The 19,120-nt window shown below is 67.8% G+C and carries 23 protein-coding genes, 1 tRNA gene and 1 pseudogene; 16 read left to right on the forward strand and 9 right to left on the reverse strand.

From position 1 onward, the window contains the following. Window positions 1-130 precede the first annotated feature (130 nt). Entirely contained in the window at window positions 131-388 is a 258-nt protein-coding gene (locus tag AX737_RS18780) for a hypothetical protein (RefSeq protein WP_066924071.1), read from the forward strand. Between the two features lie 81 nt (window positions 389-469). Here AX737_RS18780 and AX737_RS36035 read toward each other — a convergent pair whose 3' ends face one another. The 3 genes from AX737_RS36035 to AX737_RS33430 form a co-directional block, all read right to left on the reverse strand. Continuing rightward, window positions 470-784 carry a hypothetical protein gene (locus tag AX737_RS36035; RefSeq protein ID WP_082773135.1) on the reverse strand — a complete coding sequence of 105 codons (315 nt, stop codon included), beginning with the start codon at window positions 782-784 and terminating at the stop codon, window positions 470-472. Between the two features lie 132 nt (window positions 785-916). Beyond that, window positions 917-1,150: a hypothetical protein gene (locus AX737_RS18785; protein WP_066924103.1), complete on the reverse strand. Its 234-nt coding sequence runs from the start codon at window positions 1,148-1,150 to the stop codon at window positions 917-919. A 1,103-nt stretch (window positions 1,151-2,253) separates the two neighbouring features. Next, window positions 2,254-2,454 (reverse strand): hypothetical protein, encoded by a 201-nt coding sequence (locus AX737_RS33430; RefSeq protein ID WP_156453827.1) that lies wholly within the window; start codon window positions 2,452-2,454, stop codon window positions 2,254-2,256. Window positions 2,455-2,909: 455 nt separating this feature from the next. Between AX737_RS33430 and AX737_RS18790 the strand changes: the two genes are divergently transcribed. From AX737_RS18790 to AX737_RS36045, 9 genes and pseudogenes are all read left to right on the forward strand, one after another. Beyond that, window positions 2,910-3,188, forward strand: a complete 279-nt coding sequence (locus tag AX737_RS18790; RefSeq protein ID WP_066924073.1) for a hypothetical protein — start codon at window positions 2,910-2,912, stop codon at window positions 3,186-3,188. A gap of 43 nt (window positions 3,189-3,231) precedes the next feature. Further along, entirely contained in the window at window positions 3,232-3,363 is a 132-nt protein-coding gene (locus AX737_RS37280; protein WP_280949091.1) for a hypothetical protein, read from the forward strand. Between the two features lie 75 nt (window positions 3,364-3,438). Then, complete coding sequence (locus AX737_RS32235; RefSeq protein WP_238230619.1) at window positions 3,439-3,639, forward strand: hypothetical protein; 201 nt, start codon at window positions 3,439-3,441, stop codon at window positions 3,637-3,639. Window positions 3,640-3,666: 27 nt separating this feature from the next. Continuing rightward, the gene (locus AX737_RS33435) at window positions 3,667-4,095 is read left to right on the forward strand and encodes a hypothetical protein (RefSeq protein ID WP_156453828.1); all 429 of its coding nucleotides are present in this window, start codon (window positions 3,667-3,669) and stop codon (window positions 4,093-4,095) included. After that, complete coding sequence (locus AX737_RS33440; RefSeq protein WP_156453829.1) at window positions 4,052-4,561, forward strand: hypothetical protein; 510 nt, start codon at window positions 4,052-4,054, stop codon at window positions 4,559-4,561. Before AX737_RS33435 ends, AX737_RS33440 begins: the two co-directional genes overlap by 44 nt. A 1,272-nt stretch (window positions 4,562-5,833) precedes the next feature. Continuing rightward, a complete protein-coding gene (locus AX737_RS18800) occupies window positions 5,834-6,421 on the forward strand; it encodes a hypothetical protein (RefSeq protein ID WP_066924077.1) in 588 nt (195 codons plus the stop codon). A gap of 67 nt (window positions 6,422-6,488) precedes the next feature. Continuing rightward, entirely contained in the window at window positions 6,489-7,460 is a 972-nt protein-coding gene (locus AX737_RS18805; protein WP_066924079.1) for an alpha/beta hydrolase, read from the forward strand. A gap of 10 nt (window positions 7,461-7,470) precedes the next feature. Next, window positions 7,471-7,776 (forward strand): annotated as a pseudogene (locus AX737_RS36040) (HAD family hydrolase); the annotation flags it as partial. 34 nt (window positions 7,777-7,810) lie between these two features. Further along, window positions 7,811-8,419: a tyrosine-type recombinase/integrase gene (locus tag AX737_RS36045; RefSeq protein ID WP_238230617.1), complete on the forward strand. Its 609-nt coding sequence runs from the start codon at window positions 7,811-7,813 to the stop codon at window positions 8,417-8,419. 22 nt (window positions 8,420-8,441) lie between these two features. On the opposite strand, the gene AX737_RS18815 is transcribed toward AX737_RS36045, so the two are convergent. Further along, window positions 8,442-8,526: transfer RNA gene (locus AX737_RS18815), tRNA-Leu, on the reverse strand. Between the two features lie 334 nt (window positions 8,527-8,860). Here AX737_RS18815 and AX737_RS18820 point away from each other — a divergent pair. The 3 genes from AX737_RS18820 (at window position 8,861) to AX737_RS18830 (ending at window position 11,695) form a co-directional block, all read left to right on the forward strand. Next, complete coding sequence (locus AX737_RS18820) at window positions 8,861-9,382, forward strand: ankyrin repeat domain-containing protein (RefSeq protein ID WP_066924083.1); 522 nt, start codon at window positions 8,861-8,863, stop codon at window positions 9,380-9,382. A gap of 71 nt (window positions 9,383-9,453) precedes the next feature. Further along, window positions 9,454-11,217: a PQQ-binding-like beta-propeller repeat protein gene (locus AX737_RS18825; RefSeq protein WP_066924085.1), complete on the forward strand. Its 1,764-nt coding sequence runs from the start codon at window positions 9,454-9,456 to the stop codon at window positions 11,215-11,217. Window positions 11,218-11,335: 118 nt separating this feature from the next. Continuing rightward, window positions 11,336-11,695, forward strand: coding sequence for a hotdog domain-containing protein (locus AX737_RS18830; protein ID WP_238230652.1), 360 nt, complete (start codon window positions 11,336-11,338; stop codon window positions 11,693-11,695). Here the strand turns inward: AX737_RS18830 and AX737_RS18835 are convergent, their stop codons facing one another. Both AX737_RS18835 and AX737_RS18840 read right to left on the reverse strand, forming a co-directional pair. After that, complete coding sequence (locus tag AX737_RS18835) at window positions 11,696-12,601, reverse strand: alpha/beta hydrolase (protein WP_066924090.1); 906 nt, start codon at window positions 12,599-12,601, stop codon at window positions 11,696-11,698. 107 nt (window positions 12,602-12,708) lie between these two features. After that, the gene (locus tag AX737_RS18840; protein WP_238230612.1) at window positions 12,709-13,629 is read right to left on the reverse strand and encodes a lytic transglycosylase domain-containing protein; all 921 of its coding nucleotides are present in this window, start codon (window positions 13,627-13,629) and stop codon (window positions 12,709-12,711) included. A 177-nt stretch (window positions 13,630-13,806) separates the two neighbouring features. On the opposite strand from AX737_RS18840, the gene AX737_RS18845 reads away from it, so the two are divergent. The 3 genes from AX737_RS18845 to AX737_RS18855 are packed head-to-tail and all read left to right on the forward strand — an operon-like array spanning window position 13,807 to window position 16,853. Beyond that, window positions 13,807-15,423, forward strand: a complete 1,617-nt coding sequence (locus AX737_RS18845) for an ABC transporter ATP-binding protein (RefSeq protein WP_066924094.1) — start codon at window positions 13,807-13,809, stop codon at window positions 15,421-15,423. Window position 15,424: 1 nt separating this feature from the next. Beyond that, window positions 15,425-16,639 carry a phosphopentomutase gene (locus AX737_RS18850; protein ID WP_066924096.1) on the forward strand — a complete coding sequence of 405 codons (1,215 nt, stop codon included), beginning with the start codon at window positions 15,425-15,427 and terminating at the stop codon, window positions 16,637-16,639. 25 nt (window positions 16,640-16,664) lie between these two features. Continuing rightward, window positions 16,665-16,853, forward strand: coding sequence for a DUF1192 domain-containing protein (locus AX737_RS18855; RefSeq protein ID WP_066924098.1), 189 nt, complete (start codon window positions 16,665-16,667; stop codon window positions 16,851-16,853). A gap of 138 nt (window positions 16,854-16,991) precedes the next feature. On the opposite strand, the gene AX737_RS18860 is transcribed toward AX737_RS18855, so the two are convergent. From AX737_RS18860 to AX737_RS18870, 3 genes are all read right to left on the reverse strand, one after another. Next, window positions 16,992-17,381, reverse strand: a complete 390-nt coding sequence (locus AX737_RS18860) for a thioredoxin family protein (RefSeq protein ID WP_066924099.1) — start codon at window positions 17,379-17,381, stop codon at window positions 16,992-16,994. Window positions 17,382-17,468: 87 nt separating this feature from the next. Next, window positions 17,469-18,527, reverse strand: coding sequence for an HD domain-containing phosphohydrolase (locus tag AX737_RS18865; RefSeq protein WP_066924105.1), 1,059 nt, complete (start codon window positions 18,525-18,527; stop codon window positions 17,469-17,471). Between the two features lie 319 nt (window positions 18,528-18,846). Beyond that, the gene (locus tag AX737_RS18870) at window positions 18,847-19,095 is read right to left on the reverse strand and encodes a hypothetical protein (protein ID WP_066924107.1); all 249 of its coding nucleotides are present in this window, start codon (window positions 19,093-19,095) and stop codon (window positions 18,847-18,849) included. Window positions 19,096-19,120 lie beyond the last annotated feature (25 nt).

Raw genomic sequence — 19,120 nt, forward strand, 5'->3', positions numbered from 1 at the left:
CCGAGCAGTTCGGGTACGGCGGGCGCCTCACCTACACGCTGAGCACAAAGCGCGGCGACATCAGCCTGAAGTTTTTCGACCCGAAGGTGGTCAAGGGCGGCGTCTCGGCCAACCCCGCGGTCGGCGTCAAATGTTCGCCGGCACCTTCACTCACGGCGGCCGCTTCTCGAAGCGCGTCGGCCCCGTGATGGGCGGGCACGTCTGCAGGAACATCGACCCGAACCACGGGTGGCGGGGCAAGGCCGACCTGCAGAACTCCGGCGTCTACATCCCAGACGAGATGCTGCAGGGCGCGACCGAGGCGGCGCTCATGCAGGTCATGGGCGAGGAGCTCAAGGCACACGTCACTCACGAGATTGAGCACCTGATGGGGATGCCCGGGCTCTGAGGGGCCTTCACAACGCAGTGGGGCGATCGGGAGTATCCCCGGACCGCCTCATACTCATCCGCCCAGCTGTTGCCTGGGGTCTCAGTACCCGTCATAGAATCGGCGCGGTCGATCATAGCCACCGCGGCCGTAGCCATAGCCATCGCCCCGATAGACCGGCCGATCGCCGTAGTCGCCGCGCGGCCCACCGTACCCGTACCCAGGGCCACGGTCGTTCGGACGGCAGTCACCAAATCGGTTCGGGTGCCGACCCGGACCACAGCCGCCGGCCACAGTCTCGATCAACTCTTTGCCCTGGATCGGACCAACACTTATAGGCGCAGCGTTGGCCGCCGTTGCGATGCCAAGGCCGCCGGCAACTGCGGCGGCCAACCCAAGCACTTTCGCACGCATCATCGTAGAATCCTTTGGAACTCGTCGGGCTTGGCAGAACGGCCCATTTAGTGAGAGCTTGGGCTAGGGCTCCTGAACCGTGGCTGAGGGATGCTGTCACGCTCGTGACAGGTGGCCCCCCACACAATCTTGGCGCTAGTCCTCATCATCGTCGTCGGGATCGACAGATCTGTCCCGCCGGTCGCGCGGCACCTCGTCACGTCGCATGTCACGGCGCATTTCCCGCCGTTCGATGTCCCGCTCCCGCTGACCGCGTGAGCGCATGTCGACCGAGGGGCCATCGGGGCCGATCTCAAGACGCTGGCCGGACGCTGGGTCAGTGGCGAGAACACCAACGGTGAGCAGCGAGGATGCTAGTAGGACCTTCATGATCGCCTCCTCGTATCGATGGAGGACCAACCGGAGGTGAGCGGCAGCGTTCCGCTTGATGCTCTGTGGCCCGAGCACTCGGCTGGATGGCTCAGAGATCATCCGCCGCCGGCTCGCCGTTCACGATGACGGGGACGCCGTTGGTGTCCCGCACTGGGCAGAGGACGGTTGCTGGATCGCAGCCTGATGCTCAGGATCCTACGCGCCGTGTTGCAGGAAGGCTCCCAATTCGATGTGAGTTAGGTGACCGCCAGAGGGCCCGTTCGGCTGATGGATCACGAAGGCACGGCCGTTTTCAGGCTCGCGTCCGAGAAACCAACAATCCCCGTTCGGACTACGGTACCGATCTCGTCTGTTGGTTATGGACACGAGCTCCCCTGCTTGGCGCCAAGCATACGCCGGCGCGGTGGATCATGCGAGGGTACGAGGGAGGAAGGCTGGACGGCCCGAACTGGGTTCAAAGTCGAAACTAAGACACGGCCAGCATTTGCACTGCCAAATCTCCGGATGTTCGCGCCACCTCTACCTGAACCTCCATCCTGGCGAAAAATATAGAGCGCGACATTGTCATTTATGTCAGATTTTTTGCGAAAAAGCAGCAACTAGTACGATTGTTGCGCAGATTTTTTGGACTGCGGCCCGGGATTTTTCATGCCCATACCTCCAAGGATGTACGAAGAGATATTAAACTGTCTCTGTCCGATATGTGAGGCCGATCACAAACGCAAAGGTATTTGGTTCAATTCAATATCGAGATACAACTTGGCCTCATGCAAAAATGCAATTATTAGCCATGGTGAGAAATTGCAGCTCTTTGCCGTCATCTACAGCTACTAAGAGTCTTCTTGTAGCATAGGCGTGAGCGCAGTGGGCAGACATACAGAACGAGTTCTGCTCCCGGAGATAGCAGCACTCTCTGCCTTTGAAGGTGATCCGGCCCTCAGCCGCGGTCATGTGCTGATATCAGCAGGCATGGGCGTGCTCCAACTGTGAGGTGCACCAACCGTTCACGGCGCCGTGAGTTGCCGGTCAGCGCAGCGCTCACACGGTTCGTGACGCATCCTGTTCGAGCATTGCTTGAGCGCGCTCAAACGTGCCTCGCGTCACCCTCGAAAGTTGCTGTGCGGACCCGAAGCGCCGCGAGCTGATCCTCGATCTTTTTTTAGCACAGTCTTGGCCGCGGCGGTGTTCAGCCCCTGTTCCGTCAAAGCCGCGATGACCGAGACATAAGCATCCTGCTTTTCCTTCAGGTCTGTGATCTCCCTATTCAGGGCGTCGAGCCGCTCTTCCGCCGATCCTGCCATGATCTACCAGTTCCTCAGCCTCTCTGGCGTCGATGTCTACAGAGACCGTAAGGCTGCAGTTCCGCAAAGTCGTTTCAGCGAACGTTCGTCGCTCCCGGGTCGAATGGCCCTTCTGGGTGAGCAGCGAAGCTTGGCTTGCCGCCCGCAAGCAGACATTCCGCCTTGAACTCATCTCGGTATGGAGTCCGTTGCCACCCAGGGTCGTTACGGACGCGGAACTTCGCCTTTCGAGAGCACACTATTCAGATTCGTCCTCCGCCGGCTCCGACGCGCAGTCCAGCAATCGCTCGTTGAACGAGAAGGCCGGAAGTTCGGGACGGGCGAGAGGAAAACCCCTCGCCGTTGGGGGTATCTTTGTCGTCCGAGAAGGCGCACAGTACCCGCATCACCGAATGGATTGATCCAGGCTTCGGTGGCTGAGGGCCTGTGCCCCCGCCTGCGACGGACAGGCAGGCATGGCCGATCTTCTCAAGTTCCCCGCCAACTCACGCCCGCGGCACGTGCGCCGAGCCTATCAGGTGCATCGGTTCGTCAAGAGCGGCGGCGTGTTAACGTCCTGCATCATCACGGCCCGCGACGACAGTGACGCCAAGCGGCAGGCGGCAGGCTTGACCGCGGGGAACCGTACTGAACTCTGGGCCAGTGACCGCCTCGTTGCCGTATTCGGCGCGTTCGAGAACCCGATTGCGAGCGCGATCCGGTTGCATGCGGAACGACCGCCGACCGAACAGTGAGGACGACTCTGTCCGGCCTCACGACATTCCCAGGAGCGAGACCATGGCGACGGAAAAGAAGCGCGGCAATCGCGAGACGAAGAAGCCGAAGAAGCCCGTGCCTAAGAGCAATGCCGCAGCGCCTTCAACGAAAGGCACCGTCGTACCTGCCATGAAGACCGCTGGTCGAGGCTGAGCCGGTGTTCAATCTCCATGGCGCTTCTGCATGATAGAGCCAAGCCGACCGCGAATATGCCCGGTGATGCAGAAAATGATCACACTGATTGTTCAAAGGTCGCAGGTTCCTGGCCTTCTGGCGCGGGGACAACTCATCGATCAACTTACGGATCTTGAAGCTGAGGGCATCGCTCAGGATGCGCCGTGGCGGACACTTGAGGCGATCCGGGCAGCCCGGATGAAGCTACGCGTCGAAGGCCTGATGGCCGGAACGCCGCTTTCGCGCGGTCAATGATGGACTGGACCATGCCCGGAGACGCGCATGCTCGAAGTAGCTCTTCGCAGTCGACAACGATCCGTGGGGCTTAGAGAACTGAAACGGGCGCTACCTCGCCTGATCGAAGGTATAACACTGCGCCTTTCAACGAAGAAGGACGCAAAAGTCAAATTTCGCTCCCGGCTGTTCGTAGCGTGCGATGGAACAAATCGAGGCTCGAGGTCGTTTTTCCAAATTAGCCTGGAGGCACATTCGATGCGTGCCGTTAAAATGTCCTTTGCATTCTTCGGGCTCATGATTGCCCCTCTCGCGGCTCAAACTGCCGTCTCGCCACAGCACAGCCGTGCGCAGTCGCCGAACATGCCGCAAGCGCATGAAACCGTGCCAGAGCGTGTTCATCCACAGACACCGGTTGCAACCGAGACGGTGAATGAAAATGCCCAAGCGCGTGACGCAGCCAAGCAGCCCAACTAGGTCGGGGCTGTTGCCTTTTCCAAACTCGACCGCAGACTTGCCAATCGAGCAGCGGGCTGACGGATCGAATGCCGACGGCGATATGTTGCCGATTGTCGACTCCGCCGCACCGACACTGTCCGAGCAGGCCGACACGCAACGTGAGACAGTCACACGCGCGGATCATGCATTCAGCCTCGCGGACCGGGCCATTGCGGACGAGGTAGCCCGGCACACAGGAGAGGCGATGGATTACAGCACGAGCCACGCATGTCCCGGTGCTCGGCAGCGCCGACGCGTCCGCATCGGTGCCGAGGTTTTCGACCGGATCGCTGCCATCGGCCGCCGTGAGAAGGTCAGTACAAGCACCCTGATTGAACGTATGCTTACAATCTGGGAGCGCCAGCGCCTTGAAGACGCTGAAGCTATTTCGCGGCGCCGAGCAGGGGCGGACAACGACACCCATATCGCGCGTGATTCGCGTTGAGAGCAGCGTATGACTAATCCGCGAATAGGAGCACGGCCTATGCCCTAAGACTACGAGGTGGCCGGCTTCACTGGGGCATATAGCCAGACTGCCTTTCGCTGTAGCCCTGCTTTCTTGCCATGAGCTCGCTCCCAGCATTCGCCAAAGCAGGCTGAGTCCGGCCGAAGCGGTCGATGAGCATGTGCGCTCGATCTGGCGAGATATGGTACTGATCCATGAGCCCGGTGATGATGCCTGCGAGCTCCTCGCGAGTGCCGCTTTGCTTCGACAAGCTAGCAACAAGTGTGTCAGCGGCCGACATCATTCTGAGATCCCGTTTAATCTCGGCCTTTGAGGGAAGCCGTGTGAGTCGTCCGAAGCGTGTTTCCCGTTGCATGACATGTCTCCAAACGGCGCCGGCCGCGAGAACTCGCAGCCGTATATTTCGGATTGTCCCCATGTTCGATTATGATACAAACATCTCTCGCTGAAAATCGTTCCTCTGCCGCCTGAAAAACATTATCTTATCTAAAAAATATGTTTTGATTGTTTTACGGCTTGCAAAAAGCGGCCGTCGAAGCGCTGAAATGATTTGAAAATCCGATTTCATGCTGCCTTTCGGTGCAGAGCCTAACGTTTATTTAGATAAGGAACGGCGTCCGCTCTGCTTTCGAGTTGCGCCGAAGGCGACGGTCGCAATTTCACCCATCCGAGTCGCGGGACATCGTCAACCAACGCGCCACCATGCGGACCTTTCTAGGCCCCGCATTGGGCCGGGACCCGGCGTCCAGCCAGCGACCGTGATGGGCGTCATCGTCCTTTCTGTCGGCTTCCACTGCCCGTGATGGATAATTGCGTTATGGCGTGATCGAGCCACCTTGTGATGGCCTTCAGTCTGCTCAAGGTGGTTGCGGCCGGGTCGAAGGCGTCTGCAAGAGTGTCGCTAGGAGCAACAAACGTTGCGATCCGATCGATTAGCCAAACAGAACCCGATTTATCCCAAGCGCTGGCACAAGATCGCGGTTCTGTGGAACAAATTGCGGCCTGCTCCCTTCCCTATAGGGTAGCGCAGCACGCGCCAGATGACGCTGCAGCGCGCGATCTCCGTCGTTACTTTTGGCGGAGCCAAATCCTGACCACGATGGCATAGCTCGTTCCTGCAGCAGTGATGCTGCCGATGCACGTGCTCGCATCCGACCCTTTGCCGTTTTGGATGCAGTGTAACGATCCCGTTCGCACCGCAGGGCCCACGGCAGTCTCGTGCTGCCGCCCCGTTTCGTCCGATCCGAGGAGATGACCATGCTGGTCGCGAGAATGCTGAGGCTGACCGTGTCGGTCTGCCTGCTCAGCCACGCAGCTGCAGCTCAACCATCCGATGTCTCGACGCCCGACACAGGGCGGCCGGCAAATCTCTGCCAGGAACTCGTCGCCTTCGTGCGTCAGCCCGCGGCCGGCACGCAGGCCACCGACACACCAGCGCGTCTTGCAACGGCCGTGTCGGCGAAGAACGCCGGCGACACGTCGGCAAAGCCCGCCGCGGAGGAGACCCCGCAGAACAGCTCCGGACAGAGCGGTCAGATCACTGCGTCCGGCCCAGGAGTCGCCGGCCCGCAGGGGCAATCGCAGAACGCGGCAGCACCTACGGGCTCCACCGCCACTGCCGCGGGATCGGAGCGGAGCGGTTCGTCCCAGCTGCCGGACACGTCGAAGCCCTCGGCGGAGAACGTGACGCAGATCGAAGCTGCTGCACAGGCTAACGATCTCTCGGCCTGTCGGGCGGCTGCGCAGACCATGCGCCGGGCCGGCGTCGTGATGCCCGGGCCGCTCCTGGCCCTCGCCGCGATGACGCCGAGGCTGCTGGAAGGTGCTCCCGCCCCGTAGCGGGCTCGCCCCCTCCGGTCCGCCATCTGATCGCCCGTGCCCTTCCGCTCACACAGGATCACGACTCATGACAGACCGCCCAAGAACTTCCTGGCTGATCCCAGCGCTCCTCGGCTCCGCTGCCGCGCTGGGCGCATCCGCACTCTATGCGGTCTCCCGAGCCCGGGAGGCCGAGCGCCGAACGCCCCCGATCGGAGACTTCATCACCGTGGATGGTGTGCGCCTGCACTACGTCGAGCGCGGTCAGGGCGAGGCCCTAGTGCTCATCCATGGTAACGGCACCATGATCCAGGATTTCCTGAGCAGCGGCATCGTCGAAGACCTCGCCCAACGCTTCCGCGTCATCCTCATCGATCGCCCCGGCTACGGGTACAGCGATCGGCCGCGCGGCGTCTGGACACCGCGTGCCCACGCAACGCTGTTCCAGAAGGCCCTTCAGCACCTCGGCGTCACCCAGGCCGTGGTGCTCGGCCACTCCTGGGGGGCGCTGGTGGCCGTCGCCCTTGCGCTGCAGGCGCCGCACCTCGTGCACAGCCTCGTTCTGGCTTCGGGCTACTACTACCCGACGCTGCGGGCGGACGTGGTTCTGGCGTCCCCGAGCGCGATCCCGATCCTCGGCGACCTCCTGCGCCACACCGTCTCGCCCATGGTCGGGCGCGCGCTCCTGCCTGCAATGATCAAGGGCATGTTTGCGCCAGCTGCCATTCCCGAGCGCTTCGACCGGGAGTTCCCGACGGACATGATGCTGCGGCCCCTGCAGCTGCGCGCGTCCGCCGAGGATGCGGCGATGATGACGCCGGTCACGGTTGAACTGCAGAGACACTATCGCGACCTGGACCTGCCCGTCGCGGTCGTCGTCGGCGGCGCTGACCAGATCGCCGACGTCGGACGACAGTCGCAGCGGCTGCACGATGAATTGCCGAACAGCACGCTCATCGTGGTTCCCGGCATGGGGCACATGATTCACCACCTTGCGCCCGCACGGGTCATCGAGGCTGTGGAGCTGGCCTCGAAGCAATCCCGGGCCGCGGCCGCATGAAGGGGCAGCGATGCGCGTCGAGACCTGGTTCCTGTTCGATCTGGACGGCACGCTCGTCGATAGCGTTCACCAGCATGTACTCGCCTGGAGCCAAGCGCTGGACGAGGAGGGGATCGCCTTGTCCGTCCGGCGGATCCACCGCAAGATTGGCATGAGCGGCGGCCTCTTCACAAACCACCTCCCGCGGGAAACGGGTCAGGACATCAGCGAGGACCGCATCGCGCGCCTCGGCCGCCTCCATGCCGAGGCGTACGGGCGGCTGTCCTCACAGATCCGTCCGTTGCCTGGGGCACAGGCTCTACTGGCCAATCTCACTGTTCGCCTGGGCTTTAGCGGCCGATTACGTGAAGGTGGATCCCACGCTCGGCATCAAGCTGCTGGCAGGCAAGAACGACGAAGCTGGCTTCCATGCCTGGACAGAGGAGGAGCTCGCGCGGTTCGAGGCCAAGCGGAAGCTCGGCACCCGTCAGCGCCTTGCCTTCGACCTCCTGCTCTACACAGGCCTCCGGCGCGGCGACGCCGTGCGCTTGGGACGGCCCCATGTGCGCACGGGCGAATTCACGATCCGCACCGAAAAGACCGGCATGCCGGTGATCGCACCCATCCTGCCGCAGCTGGCCGATTCGATCGCCGCAGCGCCGACCGGCGAATTGACTTTCATTGCCACCGAGCGGGGGACGCCCTTCACCAAGGAAAGCTTTGGGACATGGTTCGGGAAGGTCTGCCGTGAGGCCGATTGTCCCGGCTCAGCGCATGGATTGTGGAAGGCTGGCGCGCGCAGAGCAGCGGAAGCAGGCGCCAGCGAGGCGCAGCTGAATGCTCTGTTTGGATGGGCTGATGGGAGCCGGGAGACTGCGGCCTACACGCGGACCGCGAGCCGGGCGAAATTAGCCCGGGAGGCTTTCAGAACTCCCGTACCGGTGGCGATGGTAGGGGATCGAAAGCGGAAAACCAACTGATTACAGCAACTTGCATATCAGTTGGTGCCCAGGAAAGGACTCGAACCTTCACCTCTTGCGAGACTGGTACCTGAAACCAGCGCGTCTACCAATTCCGCCACCTGGGCAACCGTCCGTTTCCGGCGGTGTGGGGAGGCATTTAGGTGTGGAACGCGACCGCGTCAATCGGGATTCTGCAGCACCGCTCGCGGATTCGAGCAACAGCCGCAATCGGCACGGACCGCGCTTCAGCGCCACGGCGCGTCGGCTCGCGCTTCCCTTATCGTCGCAGGCCGCACTCGTCGCGTTGCCGGCGAGGTGTGGCAGCTCCCTCCCCGCATTCGGGAGGTGGAATCCGCCAAGGTCGTCCAAGCACAGTGTGCGAACGCCGGGACCCGCTGGACAGCGGACGGATCCGGCGCCAGATCCGCGGGCAGCCCCTGGTGATCCGCGAGTGTCCCGATGTCCGCCGACCATGAGCCGCCCACCCTCGACGACGCCACCCTGGCCTTCGCGGGGCGCGTCTTCCAGTACGCTCGCATGGGGCACGCCGCGGAACTCGCCGAGCTGTTCGGCCAGGGCCTGCCGGCGAACCTGCGCAACGACAAGGGCGACAGCCTCCTGATGCTCGCCGCCTATAACGGACAGCCCGAGACCGTTCGGGTGATCCTGGAGGCCGGCGGCGACCCGGAACTCGCCAACGACCGCGGCCAGACCCCGCTCGCGGGCGCCGCCTTCAAGGGCGAGATCGAGATCGCCCGGATGCTGCTCGACCACGGCGCCCAGGTGGACGGCACGGGCGAGGGCAGCCGCACCGCCCTGATGACGGCAGCGATGTTCGACCGCACCGAGATCATCGAACTCCTGCTCGCGCGCGGCGCCGACCCGGACCGGCGCGATGCAGGGGGCCAGACCGCCGCCGAGATGGCGCAGGCGATGGGCGCGCAGAACGCGCCGGGACAGCTGGCGAAGGCGCCGCGATAGCGCGTCGCTCTCCCTCCGGGGAGCGGGAGCGCGGCACGGGCGATGATCGAACGGGAATACCAGGAGGACCCATGCTGTCGCGACTGACCGCGCTCGCTCTCGTCGCCCTCGGGGCCCTTCCCGGACATGCCGCCGACGCGGAGTGGCCGGCTTTCGGGCGCGACGCCACGAACCGGAACTTCTCGCCTCTCGCCGCCATCGACCGTGGCAACGTCGCGCGGCTGCGCCCGGCCTGGCTCTTCCAGACGGGGGTGACAGGCTACTTCCAGGCCCAGCCGGTGATGGTCGACGGCGCCCTCTACGTCTCGACCACCGGCAACAACGTCGCGGCGCTCGATGCGCGCACCGGCCGCCCCCTCTGGACCTACACGCATCGGGCGCGCACGGAAAAGATCTTCGGGCCGCCCTCGAACCGCGGCGTCGCGGTGGCGGGCGGGCTCGTCTACCAAGCCACCATGGACGGCCGCGTCGTCGCGCTCGACCAGCGGACCGGCGCCCTGGTCTGGGACCACGAGGCGGTGCGGCCCGAGGAGGGCGAGAGCGAGACGGCGTCCGGCCTCGCCCAGACGCTCGGCGGCAAGCCGGTGCAGGGCTCGAGCCGGCTCGGCTTCAAGATGCCGCCGCTGGTGGCCGAGGGGCTGGTGATCGTGGGCGTCACCGGCGCGGGCTACGGCCTGCACGTCGAGGACGAGCGCGGCGGGCTCGATGGCGGCGCGGTCGTCGGTATCGAGGGCGGCTACGGACGGCGCGGCTGGCTCGCGGCCTACGATGCCAGGACCGGCGCAGAGCGCTGGCGCTGGTACGTCACCAAGGAGGACGGGTGGGAGGGCGGCTTCGTCGAGAAGACCGCCGACGGCGAGCCGCTCCACCGCGACGTCGCCGCCGAGCGGGCGGCGGCGCCCGCACACCGGGAGGCGTGGCGGGTGGGCGGCGGCTCGCTCTGGATGACGCCGGCCTACGATCCCGATCTCGGCCTGATCTTTCTCGGCACCGGCAACCCGGCGCCGCAGAATTTCGGCCTCTCGCGGCCTGGCGACAACCTCTACACGATGAGCCTCGTGGCCCTCGACATCCGAACGGGCACGCTGCGCTGGCACCACCAGCAGGTGCCGCACGAGGAGTGGGGCTACGACGTGGCGAGCCCGCCCGTGTTGCTCGACTGGCGCGGGGCCGACGGGCGGACCGTCAAGGCCGTGGCCTCGGCAAGCAAGACCGGCTGGGTCTACGTGCACGACCGGGCGACCGGCGCGCTGCTGCAGCGCTCCGAGCCCCTGATTACCCAGAAGAACCTCTACCGGCCGCCGAGCCCGGAGGGCACCGTGGTCAGCCCCGGCCCGCTCGGGGCGGTGTCCTGGCCGCCGACCGCCTATGACGCGGGCACGGGACGCGCCTACCTCCAGGTCCGGCACGGGGCCGCGACCTACACGGTCAAGACGGTTGCAGGCGGCCCCGGGCGCCCGGAGATCCGCTACACCGAGACGAGCGAGGCGAGGGGCGAGCCGAGCTTCAGCACGCTCACTGCTCTCGATCTCGGCGGGAGCGGGCGGATCCTCTGGTCGGTCCGCGCGGGAAGCCGCCTGTCGGGCGGAACGCTGGCGACGGCCGGCGGCCTCGTCTTCTCGGGCGAGGAGGACGGCCATCTCGACGCGCACGACGCCGAGACCGGCAGAATCCTCTGGCGCTTCCAGTGCGGTGCCGGGATCAGCGGGCCGGCGGTGACCTACGCGCTCGACGGACGGCAATACGTGGCGGTTGCCGCGGGCGGCGCCTCCTTCACCAAGGCGTCGGGCTTCGGCACGGGGGATGCTCTTCTGGTCTTCGCGCTCCCCGAGTAAGGGGATATCGGGAGATCCCATGAGCACAGATACCTTGCCAGCCGTCGCGCTGGATCCGTTACCGGCCGAGACCGTCCAGCCGCGGGACCGCGGCGCGCCCGTCATCCGCACCATCGCGATGCCGTCCGACACGAACCCGGCCGGCGACATCTTCGGCGGCTGGCTGATGGCGCAGATGGATCTCGCCGCCGGCAACGTCGCGGCCCGGCGGGCACGGGGGCGCTGCGCCACGATCTCGGTGGAGGCGATGACCTTCCACAGCCCGGTCTTCGTCGGCGACGAGGTCAGCCTCTACGCCCGCATCCTCAAGGTCGGCCGCACCTCGATCCGGATCCATGTCGAGGTATGGCGCCGCGAGCGCGAGGGTGAGGCCACCCGCAAGGTGACGGAGGGGACCTTCACCTTCGTGGCGATCGGGCCGGACCGCCGGCCGCGGCCGGTGCCGCCGGAGGGGGCGGCGCCGGTCGACGCGCGCTGATCAGCGCTGCCGGATCGTCACCTGCTGACGGCCGGCAGCCTGCCCCTTCAGGAAGGCCGCCATCTCGGCGAGTACCGGCGCCTTCGAGCGAAAGGTGATGGAAAGGGCCAGCAGGGTGTCGCTGTGGTCGAGGCCCGGATAGATCCGCTCCTGCACCGGCACGTGGGCGCGGCGCAGCCGCTCGGCGAGGCTGCGGGTGTTGCGCGGGCGGACCACGGTGTCGGCCTCGCCGCTCGCCAGGAAGGCCGGTGGCGCGTTCGGGCCCGCGAAGGTCACGGGCTGGGTCGCCGCCTTGTCGGGCGCGTCGCCGAAGACCCGGACCGAGGTCTCGTGGTCGAAGGGCAGGAAGTCGTAGGGGCCGGACAGCCCCGCCACCGCCCGGATCGTGCGGGGATCGACCCCGGCGCCGCGCAGGTAGCGCGGGTCGAGCGCCAGCATCAGCGCGTTGTAGGCGCCGGCCGAGTGGCCCGCCAGCACGATGCGGCGCGGGTCGCCGCCGTAGGCCGCGATGTTGTCGCGCACCCAGGCGATCGCGCGTGCGCCGTCCTCTAGGAAGGCCGGGAACGGCGCCTCCGGGTAGAGCCGATAGTCGGGCACCACCGTCACGAACCCCTGCGCGGCGAGCGCCTGGCCGACGAAGGCGTAGTCGCCCCGCTGCCCGCTCTGCCAGGAGCCGCCGTAGAAGAACACGAGGACCGGCGCGTGCTCGACGGTTTTGACCGGCACGTAGACGTCGAGGCCGCCGCGCGGGCCTTCCGCGAAGGGAAGGTCCTGCGCCGCCTGCCGTCCGCCGGTGTCGCGCGGGCCGATCGCGTCGAACAGGGCGAGCGGCGAGCAGGCGGAGAGACCGAGCGCGCCGAGCACGAGGCAGAGCAGGCTGACGAGTCCGGTGAGAACGCGAATCATGCGGTGATCGATGGCCCCTTTGGTGCCTCAAGACCCGCGGCAGCGGGCGGATTCATGGCCGGATCGGGTCGGGATCGGGCAGGTGGATCGCGGCCGGCTCGGGCGCGTCAGGTCTTCAGCACGAGGCAGGCGCCGCCGACGCCGCGGATCTTGGCGCAGAGGCCGTCCGCGGCCTGCCGGCTCTCGGCCGGTATGCGGACCCGGTAGAAGGCGCGTGTGCCGCGGTTGCGGAAGCGGGTGCCGATGATCATCGGGCGCACGTCGCCGATCACCTTCGCGTAGGCCGAGCGGGCCCGCGAGAAGCTCGCCAGCGCAAGCGACTTCGAGAAGTTGCCCGCGAGCTGGATGCCCCAGGGCGCCACCGGCCCCTCGCTCGGGCCCGTGGCGAAGCGGTCGCCGCGGGACGGGATCCGCAGCGCCGCCGTGGTCTGCAGGCAGGTCTGCTGCGTCTCGATGACGGGCTCCGGCTTCGGCTCGGTCTTGGCTTCGCGCTTCTCGGGCCTGCCCTCGGGAAACTCGATCGCGCCCCCGCCCGCGCCGTTACGAAAATCTTCCGCCGGGCTCCCGGTGATCCAGAGCACGTAGGCCCGGGTCTCGGCCGGCAGGCCGCCGGTGCCCGCGAGCCAGTTCGTCACGCGCTGGGGACCGCCGTTGTAGGCCGCCGCGGCGAGCCCGAGATTGCCGAACTGGCGCTTGAGGTCGGCGAGCAGGTGCGCGGCGTGGGGGATCGCCTGCTCGGGATCGAACGGATCGGCGAGCCCGCGCTCACGCGCGGTGCCGGGCATGAACTGCGCCACCCCTTGGGCGCCCGCCGGGCTCACCACGCCGACCTTGAAGCTGCTCTCGCGCCAGATCAGCCGGGTCAGGAACGGCACCGGCAGGCCGCGGGCCTTGGCCGAGCCCTCGATCAGCCGGCAGAGAGCCTGCTCGACGGTCTCGGTCGCGCCCTCGGAGGGCACGGCGCGCGCCGGGCCGGCGAGCAGGAGCGCGCCGAGCGCGGCGAGAATCCAGGGATGCAAGGATGTCACGCCGCGGGTTCTAGCGCTGCGGGCGGCGCGATCAATGCGCGCGGCGGCCTCCCGCCTTCGCGGAAGGGGGAGGCCGGGCCTCGAGCGGGAGCGAACCGCGTTCGCCCTCCCGGACCCGCCGCGCTATAATCCGCCGACGCGCGGCACCTTCCGCCGCGCCCCGAACCCGCAGGCGCGATGCCGGACCCGCTGCTCTCCGTCGAGGATCTCTCGGTCACCTTCCCCGGCGGCACCCGGGCGGTCGATCGCGTCGGCTTCACCATCGCGCCGGGCGAGACCGTGGCTTTGGTCGGTGAGTCGGGTTCCGGCAAGTCTGTCACCGCGCTCTCGATCCTGCGCCTCGTCGACGGTGCGGCGGAGCTCTCGGGGACCATCCGCTTCAAGGACCAGGACCTGCTGGCGCTGCCCGAGCGCCGGATGCGGGCGGTGCGCGGCGCCGACATCACCATGGTGTTCCAGGAGCCGATGACCTCGCTCAACCCGCTTCACACGATCGAGCGGCAGATCGGCGAGGTGCTCTCCCTCCACCGCGGCCTCCGGGGGCGACAGGCCCGCGCCCGCATCCTCGAGCTGCTCGACCTCGTGGGCCTGCGCGACGCGGAGCGCCGCATGGGCGCCTACCCGCACGAGCTCTCCGGCGGCCAGCGCCAGCGCGTGATGATCGCGATGGCGCTGGCCTGCGAGCCGGACCTGCTCGTCGCCGACGAGCCGACGACGGCGCTCGACGTCACCGTGCAGGCGCAGATCCTCTCGCTACTGGCCGACCTACAGCGGCGGCTCGGCATGGCAATGCTGTTCATCACCCACGATCTTGGCATCGTCGAGCGCATCGCCGCGCGGGTCTGCGTGATGCTGAAAGGCCGGATCGTCGAGGCAGGGCCGACCGCGGATGTGTTCGGATCGCCGCAGCACGACTATACCCGCCGCCTGATCGCCTCCGAGCCGAAGGGCCGGGCCAACCCGGTGCCGGCCGACGCTCCGGTCCTGCTCCAGGCGGGGCCGCTGAAGGTCTGGTTCCCGCTGAAGGAGGGCCTGCTGCGGCGGACCACCGGCCACGTCCGGGCCGTAGACGGCGTCTCCCTCACCGTGCGGGCCGGGGAGACGGTCGGGATCGTGGGCGAGTCGGGCTCGGGCAAGACCACGCTCGGCCTCGCCCTGCTGCGCCTGATCGGCTCGGAGGGTCCGATCGTCTTCATGGGCCGCCCGATCGACGGGCTCTCCGTCGCGCAGATGCGGCCGCTCCGGCGCGACATGCAGGTGGTGTTCCAGGATCCCTACGGTTCGCTCTCGCCGCGGATGTCGGTGGCCGACATCGTGGCCGAGGGGCTGGTGGTGCAGGGCGAGCTTCGCTCCTCCACGGAGCGCCGGGCCGTGGTGGCGCGGGCGCTGCACGATGTCGGGCTCGACCCCGCCGTGATGGACCGCTACCCGCACGAGTTCTCGGGCGGCCAGCGCCAGCGCATCGCCATCGCGCGGGCGATCGTCCTGAGGCCCCGCTTCGTCGTGCTGGACGAGCCGACCTCGGCCCTCGACCGCTCGGTCCAGGCCCAGATCGTCGCGCTGCTGCGCGACCTCCAGCGCGAGCGCGGCCTCGCCTACCTGTTCATCAGCCACGACCTGAAGGTGGTGCGCGCGCTCGCCAACCACGTTCTCGTCATGCAGAACGGGCAGGTCGTTGAGGAGGGGCCGGCGGAAGCGATCTTCGCGGCGCCCCGGACCGCCTACACCCGCACCCTGTTCGCGGCCGCCTTCAACCTGAAGAGCGAGGCGATCGCCGAGCTGGAGCCGGCCTGACATGGCCCGCGCCCTCCTCATCGTGCTCGATTCCGTCGGCATCGGCGGCGCGCCCGACGCCGCCGCCTACGGCGATGCGGGCGCCGACACGCTCGGGCACATCGCGGAGGGCTGCGCCGGGGGCGCGGGCGACCGTGCGGGCCTTCGGAGCGGCCGCCTACGCCTGCCGCACCTCGCCACCCTCGGTCTCGGTCTCGCTGCGGCGGGCGCGAGCGGTCGCGTGCCGCCGGGCCTGGAGATCGCGGGTCCGGCGCGAGGGGCGTGGGGCCACGCCGTCGAGACCGCCGCCGGCAAGGACACGCCGTCGGGCCACTGGGAGATCGCCGGCCTGCCGATGCGTGAGCCCTGGGGCCACTTTCCCGACACGCGCCCCGCCTTCCCGGAGGCGCTGACCCGCGCGCTGATCGAGCGCGGCGGTATCCCCGGCATCCTCGGCGACTGCCACGCGGCGGGCGCGGCGATCGTGGCGCGGCTCGGGGCCGAGCACCTGCGGACGGGCCGGCCGATCTGCTACACCTCCGCCGACAGCGTGTTCCAGATCGCGGCCCACGAGGAGGCCTTCGGGTTGGAGCGCCTGTACGACCTCTGCCGCACCGCCCGCGCGCTCTGCGACGATTACCGGATCGGCCGCGTCATCGCGCGTCCCTTTCTGGGCGACGCGGAAACGGGGTTCCGGCGCACCGGGAACCGCCGGGATTTCGCCGTCGCGCCGCCCGGCGAGACCCTGCTCGACCTGGCGAGCGGCCGCGCCGTGGTCAGCGTCGGCAAGATCGGCGACATCTTCGCCCACCGCTCGACCGGCCGCGAGGTGAAGGCCGCCGGTAATCGGGCCGGCCTCGACGCGGCGCTCGCGGCGTTTCACGATCTGCCCGAGGGCGGCCTCGTCTTCCTGAACCTCGTCGATTTCGACACCGAGTATGGGCACCCGCGCGATCTGCCGGGCTACGCCGCCGCGCTGGAGGCGTTCGACGCGCGCATCCCCGAGATCGATGCGATTCTGCGGCCGGGCGACCTCTGCCTGATCACAGCCGATCACGGCAACGACCCGACCTGGACCGGCACCGACCACACCCGCGAGCAGGTTCCGGTCCTGGCCTTCGGCCCCGGCATTCCTGCGGGGCCCGTCGGGCGCCGGGCGAGCCTTTCGGATATCGGCGCGACGGTGGCGCGCCATCTCGGCCTTCCGAAGCTCGCGGCGGGCCACGCATGGTGGTGAGTGTTCGTTAGCCAGGGAGGACGGGGTGCGGGAGGACGAGGATCGGGTGCGCAAGGCGCCCACGCACGAGGTCGGCCAAGCGCTCGACGCGCTCTCGGTCGATGATCTCGCCGAGCGGATCGACCTGCTGCGTCGGGAGATCGCGCGGCTCGAGGCAGCCCGCGCCGCCAAGGAGAGTGCGCGCGGCGCGGCAGACGCATTCTTCAAGCGCTGAGGGCATTCCATGCGCCCTCGCCGGCCACGGCACTCCCTCCCCCCTCCGAGGGGAAGGGAGTGCGGTGGCATCGGCCGATGCACACGACCTTAAACGGTTCCGTATACGGGGACCCACCGCGCTCGACGGGCAGCGGCTCTACAGCGTCTTCTCCACCAGCCCCTCGATCCACTCCACCTGCGTCTCGCCGACCGAGCGGCCGGTCTCGGCGGCGCCCTTGAAGGCGATCAGGGTGCTCTGCATCCGGGCATCGAAACGGCGCAGCAGATCCTTCTGCGTATCGAAATCGATCGTGAAGACGCGCAGATCACGGAACCGCGGCTCGGCCGCCAGCCGCGCCAGGATCGGCTTCTGCGCCTTGCAGATCGGGCACCAGGGCGCCGAGACCGCCACGAGGATCGGCGCTCCCGCCCGCTGGGCGACCGCGAAAGCCTCCGCCTCGAAGGGCACGACCTCGCCGGCCCGGGCGGGAGCGGCGATCACGGTGAGGAGCGCAGCGAGCGCAACGATCCGGCGACGGGTGAGCATGGCGTGTCCTCGCGGGCTCCGGGGCCCTGTCCGATTCCTGTTCGCCGCGGGCCGCGGCGGGTTACGCAGCCGCCTCACGCGCCGGATTCAAGCTGCGCCGCGCATCTGTCCGGCGCGGTGACTGTCGAGGAACGCTTGGACCGCCGGCCAGCGCCCGAGGAAGGCCGAGACGATGGCCGGGTCGAAGTGCTGGCCCGCGGCCTCGACGAGGTACTGGCGGGCGCGCTCGGGCGGCCAAGCCTGCTTGTAGGGGCGCTCGGTGGTCAGCGCGTCGAAAACGTCCGCCACGGCCACGACCCGGCCGGAGAGCGGGATGGCCTCGCCGGCCAGGCGGTGCGGGTAGCCGGTGCCGTCCCAGCGCTCGTGGTGGCTCAGCGCGATCTCGGCCGCCAGTCGCATCACCGGCGAGGCGCTGCCGCCCAGGATGCGCCAGCCCCGCTCGGCGTGCCGCTCCATCTCGCGGCGCTCCTCCACCGTGAGCAGGCCGGGCTTGAGCAGGATGGCGTCCGGCACGCCGATCTTGCCGACATCGTGCATGGTCGCGGCAAGGCACAACTGACGCCGCTCCGTCGGCGGCAGATGCAAGGCCTCGGCGATGAGGCCGACATAGGCCGAGACGCGGGCGATGTGGTCGCCCGTGTCGGTGTCCCGGTTCTCGGCCGCGCGCATCAGCGTGGAGACGATCTCGCGCTCGCGCTCCTCCACCAGGGCGACCGCGGCGGCGACCTCCCGGGCGAGTTCGGCGGCGTGGTCGCGCTGCACCATGTGCGCCCGCGCGAGGGCGAGGAGGTTCGATACGCGCGCCCGGATCTCGACCGGGTCCGCCGGCTTGCCGAGGAAGTCGGTGGCGCCAGCCTCCAGCGCCTCACGGCGGAGCGAGCGCTGATCGTAGCTCGTCACCATGACGATCGGCAGACTCGCGAGGCCGGGCACCCGCCGCACCGCTCGGATGACCTCGAGCCCGTTCATGCCGGGCATCTCGTAGTCGGTGATGAACACGCCGATCTCGGGCGCGCGCGCAGCCGCGAAGGCGATCGCCTCGGCGGGCGCGGTGAAGTCGTGGGCCACGCAGCCTGCGATCGGTTGCAGCGCGGTGACGGTGAGGAGGTTGTTCATCTCGCCGTCGTCGAGCACCACGGCCCGCAGGACGCGTTCGTCCGGCATTCCCAACTCCGATCGCCCGATCGCCTCCGTCGATCTGAGCGGGAAATGGTGCACAAACCGTGACGGCCGGCAGCATTTCGCGCCGCCGGGCCCATGAAAATCCCGGATATCCTGCTCGATACGGTGACCGGTCGTCTCACGAGATCGCACCCCGATGCGCATCCCGCCCTCCATGACTGTCGATCCCGGCAGAATTGAATGGCATGGAAGTAGGACGACTGTGAGTTGCGAGCCCCGAACGAGATCGGAGCTCGCCGCCCGGCATCCCGAGCCGGGAACGAGATCGCCTCCCCATCCCGACTTAAGGCTCACCCGCCTCCCGCCGCTGCCGCTCCTCGGCGACGAGCGCGGCCCTGTCCTCAGGCGTCACCGCCTCCAGGGTTCGGCGGATGCGCAGCCCCCGCGTCGGCTCCCCCTCCCGCATCACCAGCACGATCGTCTCAAGATCGGGACAGCCGGGATCCGCGCAGGCGATCTCGTTGACGGTGAGCGCATCGCACGGTCCGAGACCGAGAGCGTCTCGCAGGTCCTGCTTGAGGCGGGATGCCAGCGTCGCCCGCTCCGCCGAGCGGGTC

This window comes from Methylobacterium sp. CCH5-D2 (genome assembly GCF_001556475.1).
Lineage (GTDB): Bacteria > Pseudomonadota > Alphaproteobacteria > Rhizobiales > Beijerinckiaceae > Methylobacterium > Methylobacterium hispanicum.

Excerpts from the sequence above, each read along its gene's own strand:
- AX737_RS18820 (WP_066924083.1), top strand. The coding sequence starts at position 8,861 with ATGTCCGCCGACCATGAGCCGCCCACCCTCGACGACGCCACCCTGGCC.
- AX737_RS18830 (WP_238230652.1), top strand. The coding sequence starts at position 11,336 with ATGCCGTCCGACACGAACCCGGCCGGCGACATCTTCGGCGGCTGGCTG.
- AX737_RS18860 (WP_066924099.1), bottom strand. The coding sequence starts at position 17,381 with ATGCTCACCCGTCGCCGGATCGTTGCGCTCGCTGCGCTCCTCACCGTG.
- AX737_RS33430 (WP_156453827.1), bottom strand. The coding sequence starts at position 2,454 with ATGGCAGGATCGGCGGAAGAGCGGCTCGACGCCCTGAATAGGGAGATC.
- AX737_RS18825 (WP_066924085.1), top strand. The coding sequence starts at position 9,454 with ATGCTGTCGCGACTGACCGCGCTCGCTCTCGTCGCCCTCGGGGCCCTT.
- AX737_RS18785 (WP_066924103.1), bottom strand. The coding sequence starts at position 1,150 with ATGAAGGTCCTACTAGCATCCTCGCTGCTCACCGTTGGTGTTCTCGCC.
- AX737_RS33440 (WP_156453829.1), top strand. The coding sequence starts at position 4,052 with ATGAAAATGCCCAAGCGCGTGACGCAGCCAAGCAGCCCAACTAGGTCG.
- AX737_RS18835 (WP_066924090.1), bottom strand. The coding sequence starts at position 12,601 with ATGATTCGCGTTCTCACCGGACTCGTCAGCCTGCTCTGCCTCGTGCTC.
- AX737_RS32235 (WP_238230619.1), top strand. The coding sequence starts at position 3,439 with ATGATCACACTGATTGTTCAAAGGTCGCAGGTTCCTGGCCTTCTGGCG.
- AX737_RS18845 (WP_066924094.1), top strand. The coding sequence starts at position 13,807 with ATGCCGGACCCGCTGCTCTCCGTCGAGGATCTCTCGGTCACCTTCCCC.
- AX737_RS37280 (WP_280949091.1), top strand. The coding sequence starts at position 3,232 with ATGGCGACGGAAAAGAAGCGCGGCAATCGCGAGACGAAGAAGCCGAAG.
- AX737_RS18780 (WP_066924071.1), top strand. The coding sequence starts at position 131 with ATGTTCGCCGGCACCTTCACTCACGGCGGCCGCTTCTCGAAGCGCGTC.
- AX737_RS18805 (WP_066924079.1), top strand. The coding sequence starts at position 6,489 with ATGACAGACCGCCCAAGAACTTCCTGGCTGATCCCAGCGCTCCTCGGC.
- AX737_RS18790 (WP_066924073.1), top strand. The coding sequence starts at position 2,910 with ATGGCCGATCTTCTCAAGTTCCCCGCCAACTCACGCCCGCGGCACGTG.
- AX737_RS36035 (WP_082773135.1), bottom strand. The coding sequence starts at position 784 with ATGATGCGTGCGAAAGTGCTTGGGTTGGCCGCCGCAGTTGCCGGCGGC.
- AX737_RS18850 (WP_066924096.1), top strand. The coding sequence starts at position 15,425 with ATGGCCCGCGCCCTCCTCATCGTGCTCGATTCCGTCGGCATCGGCGGC.
- AX737_RS18800 (WP_066924077.1), top strand. The coding sequence starts at position 5,834 with ATGACCATGCTGGTCGCGAGAATGCTGAGGCTGACCGTGTCGGTCTGC.
- AX737_RS33435 (WP_156453828.1), top strand. The coding sequence starts at position 3,667 with ATGCTCGAAGTAGCTCTTCGCAGTCGACAACGATCCGTGGGGCTTAGA.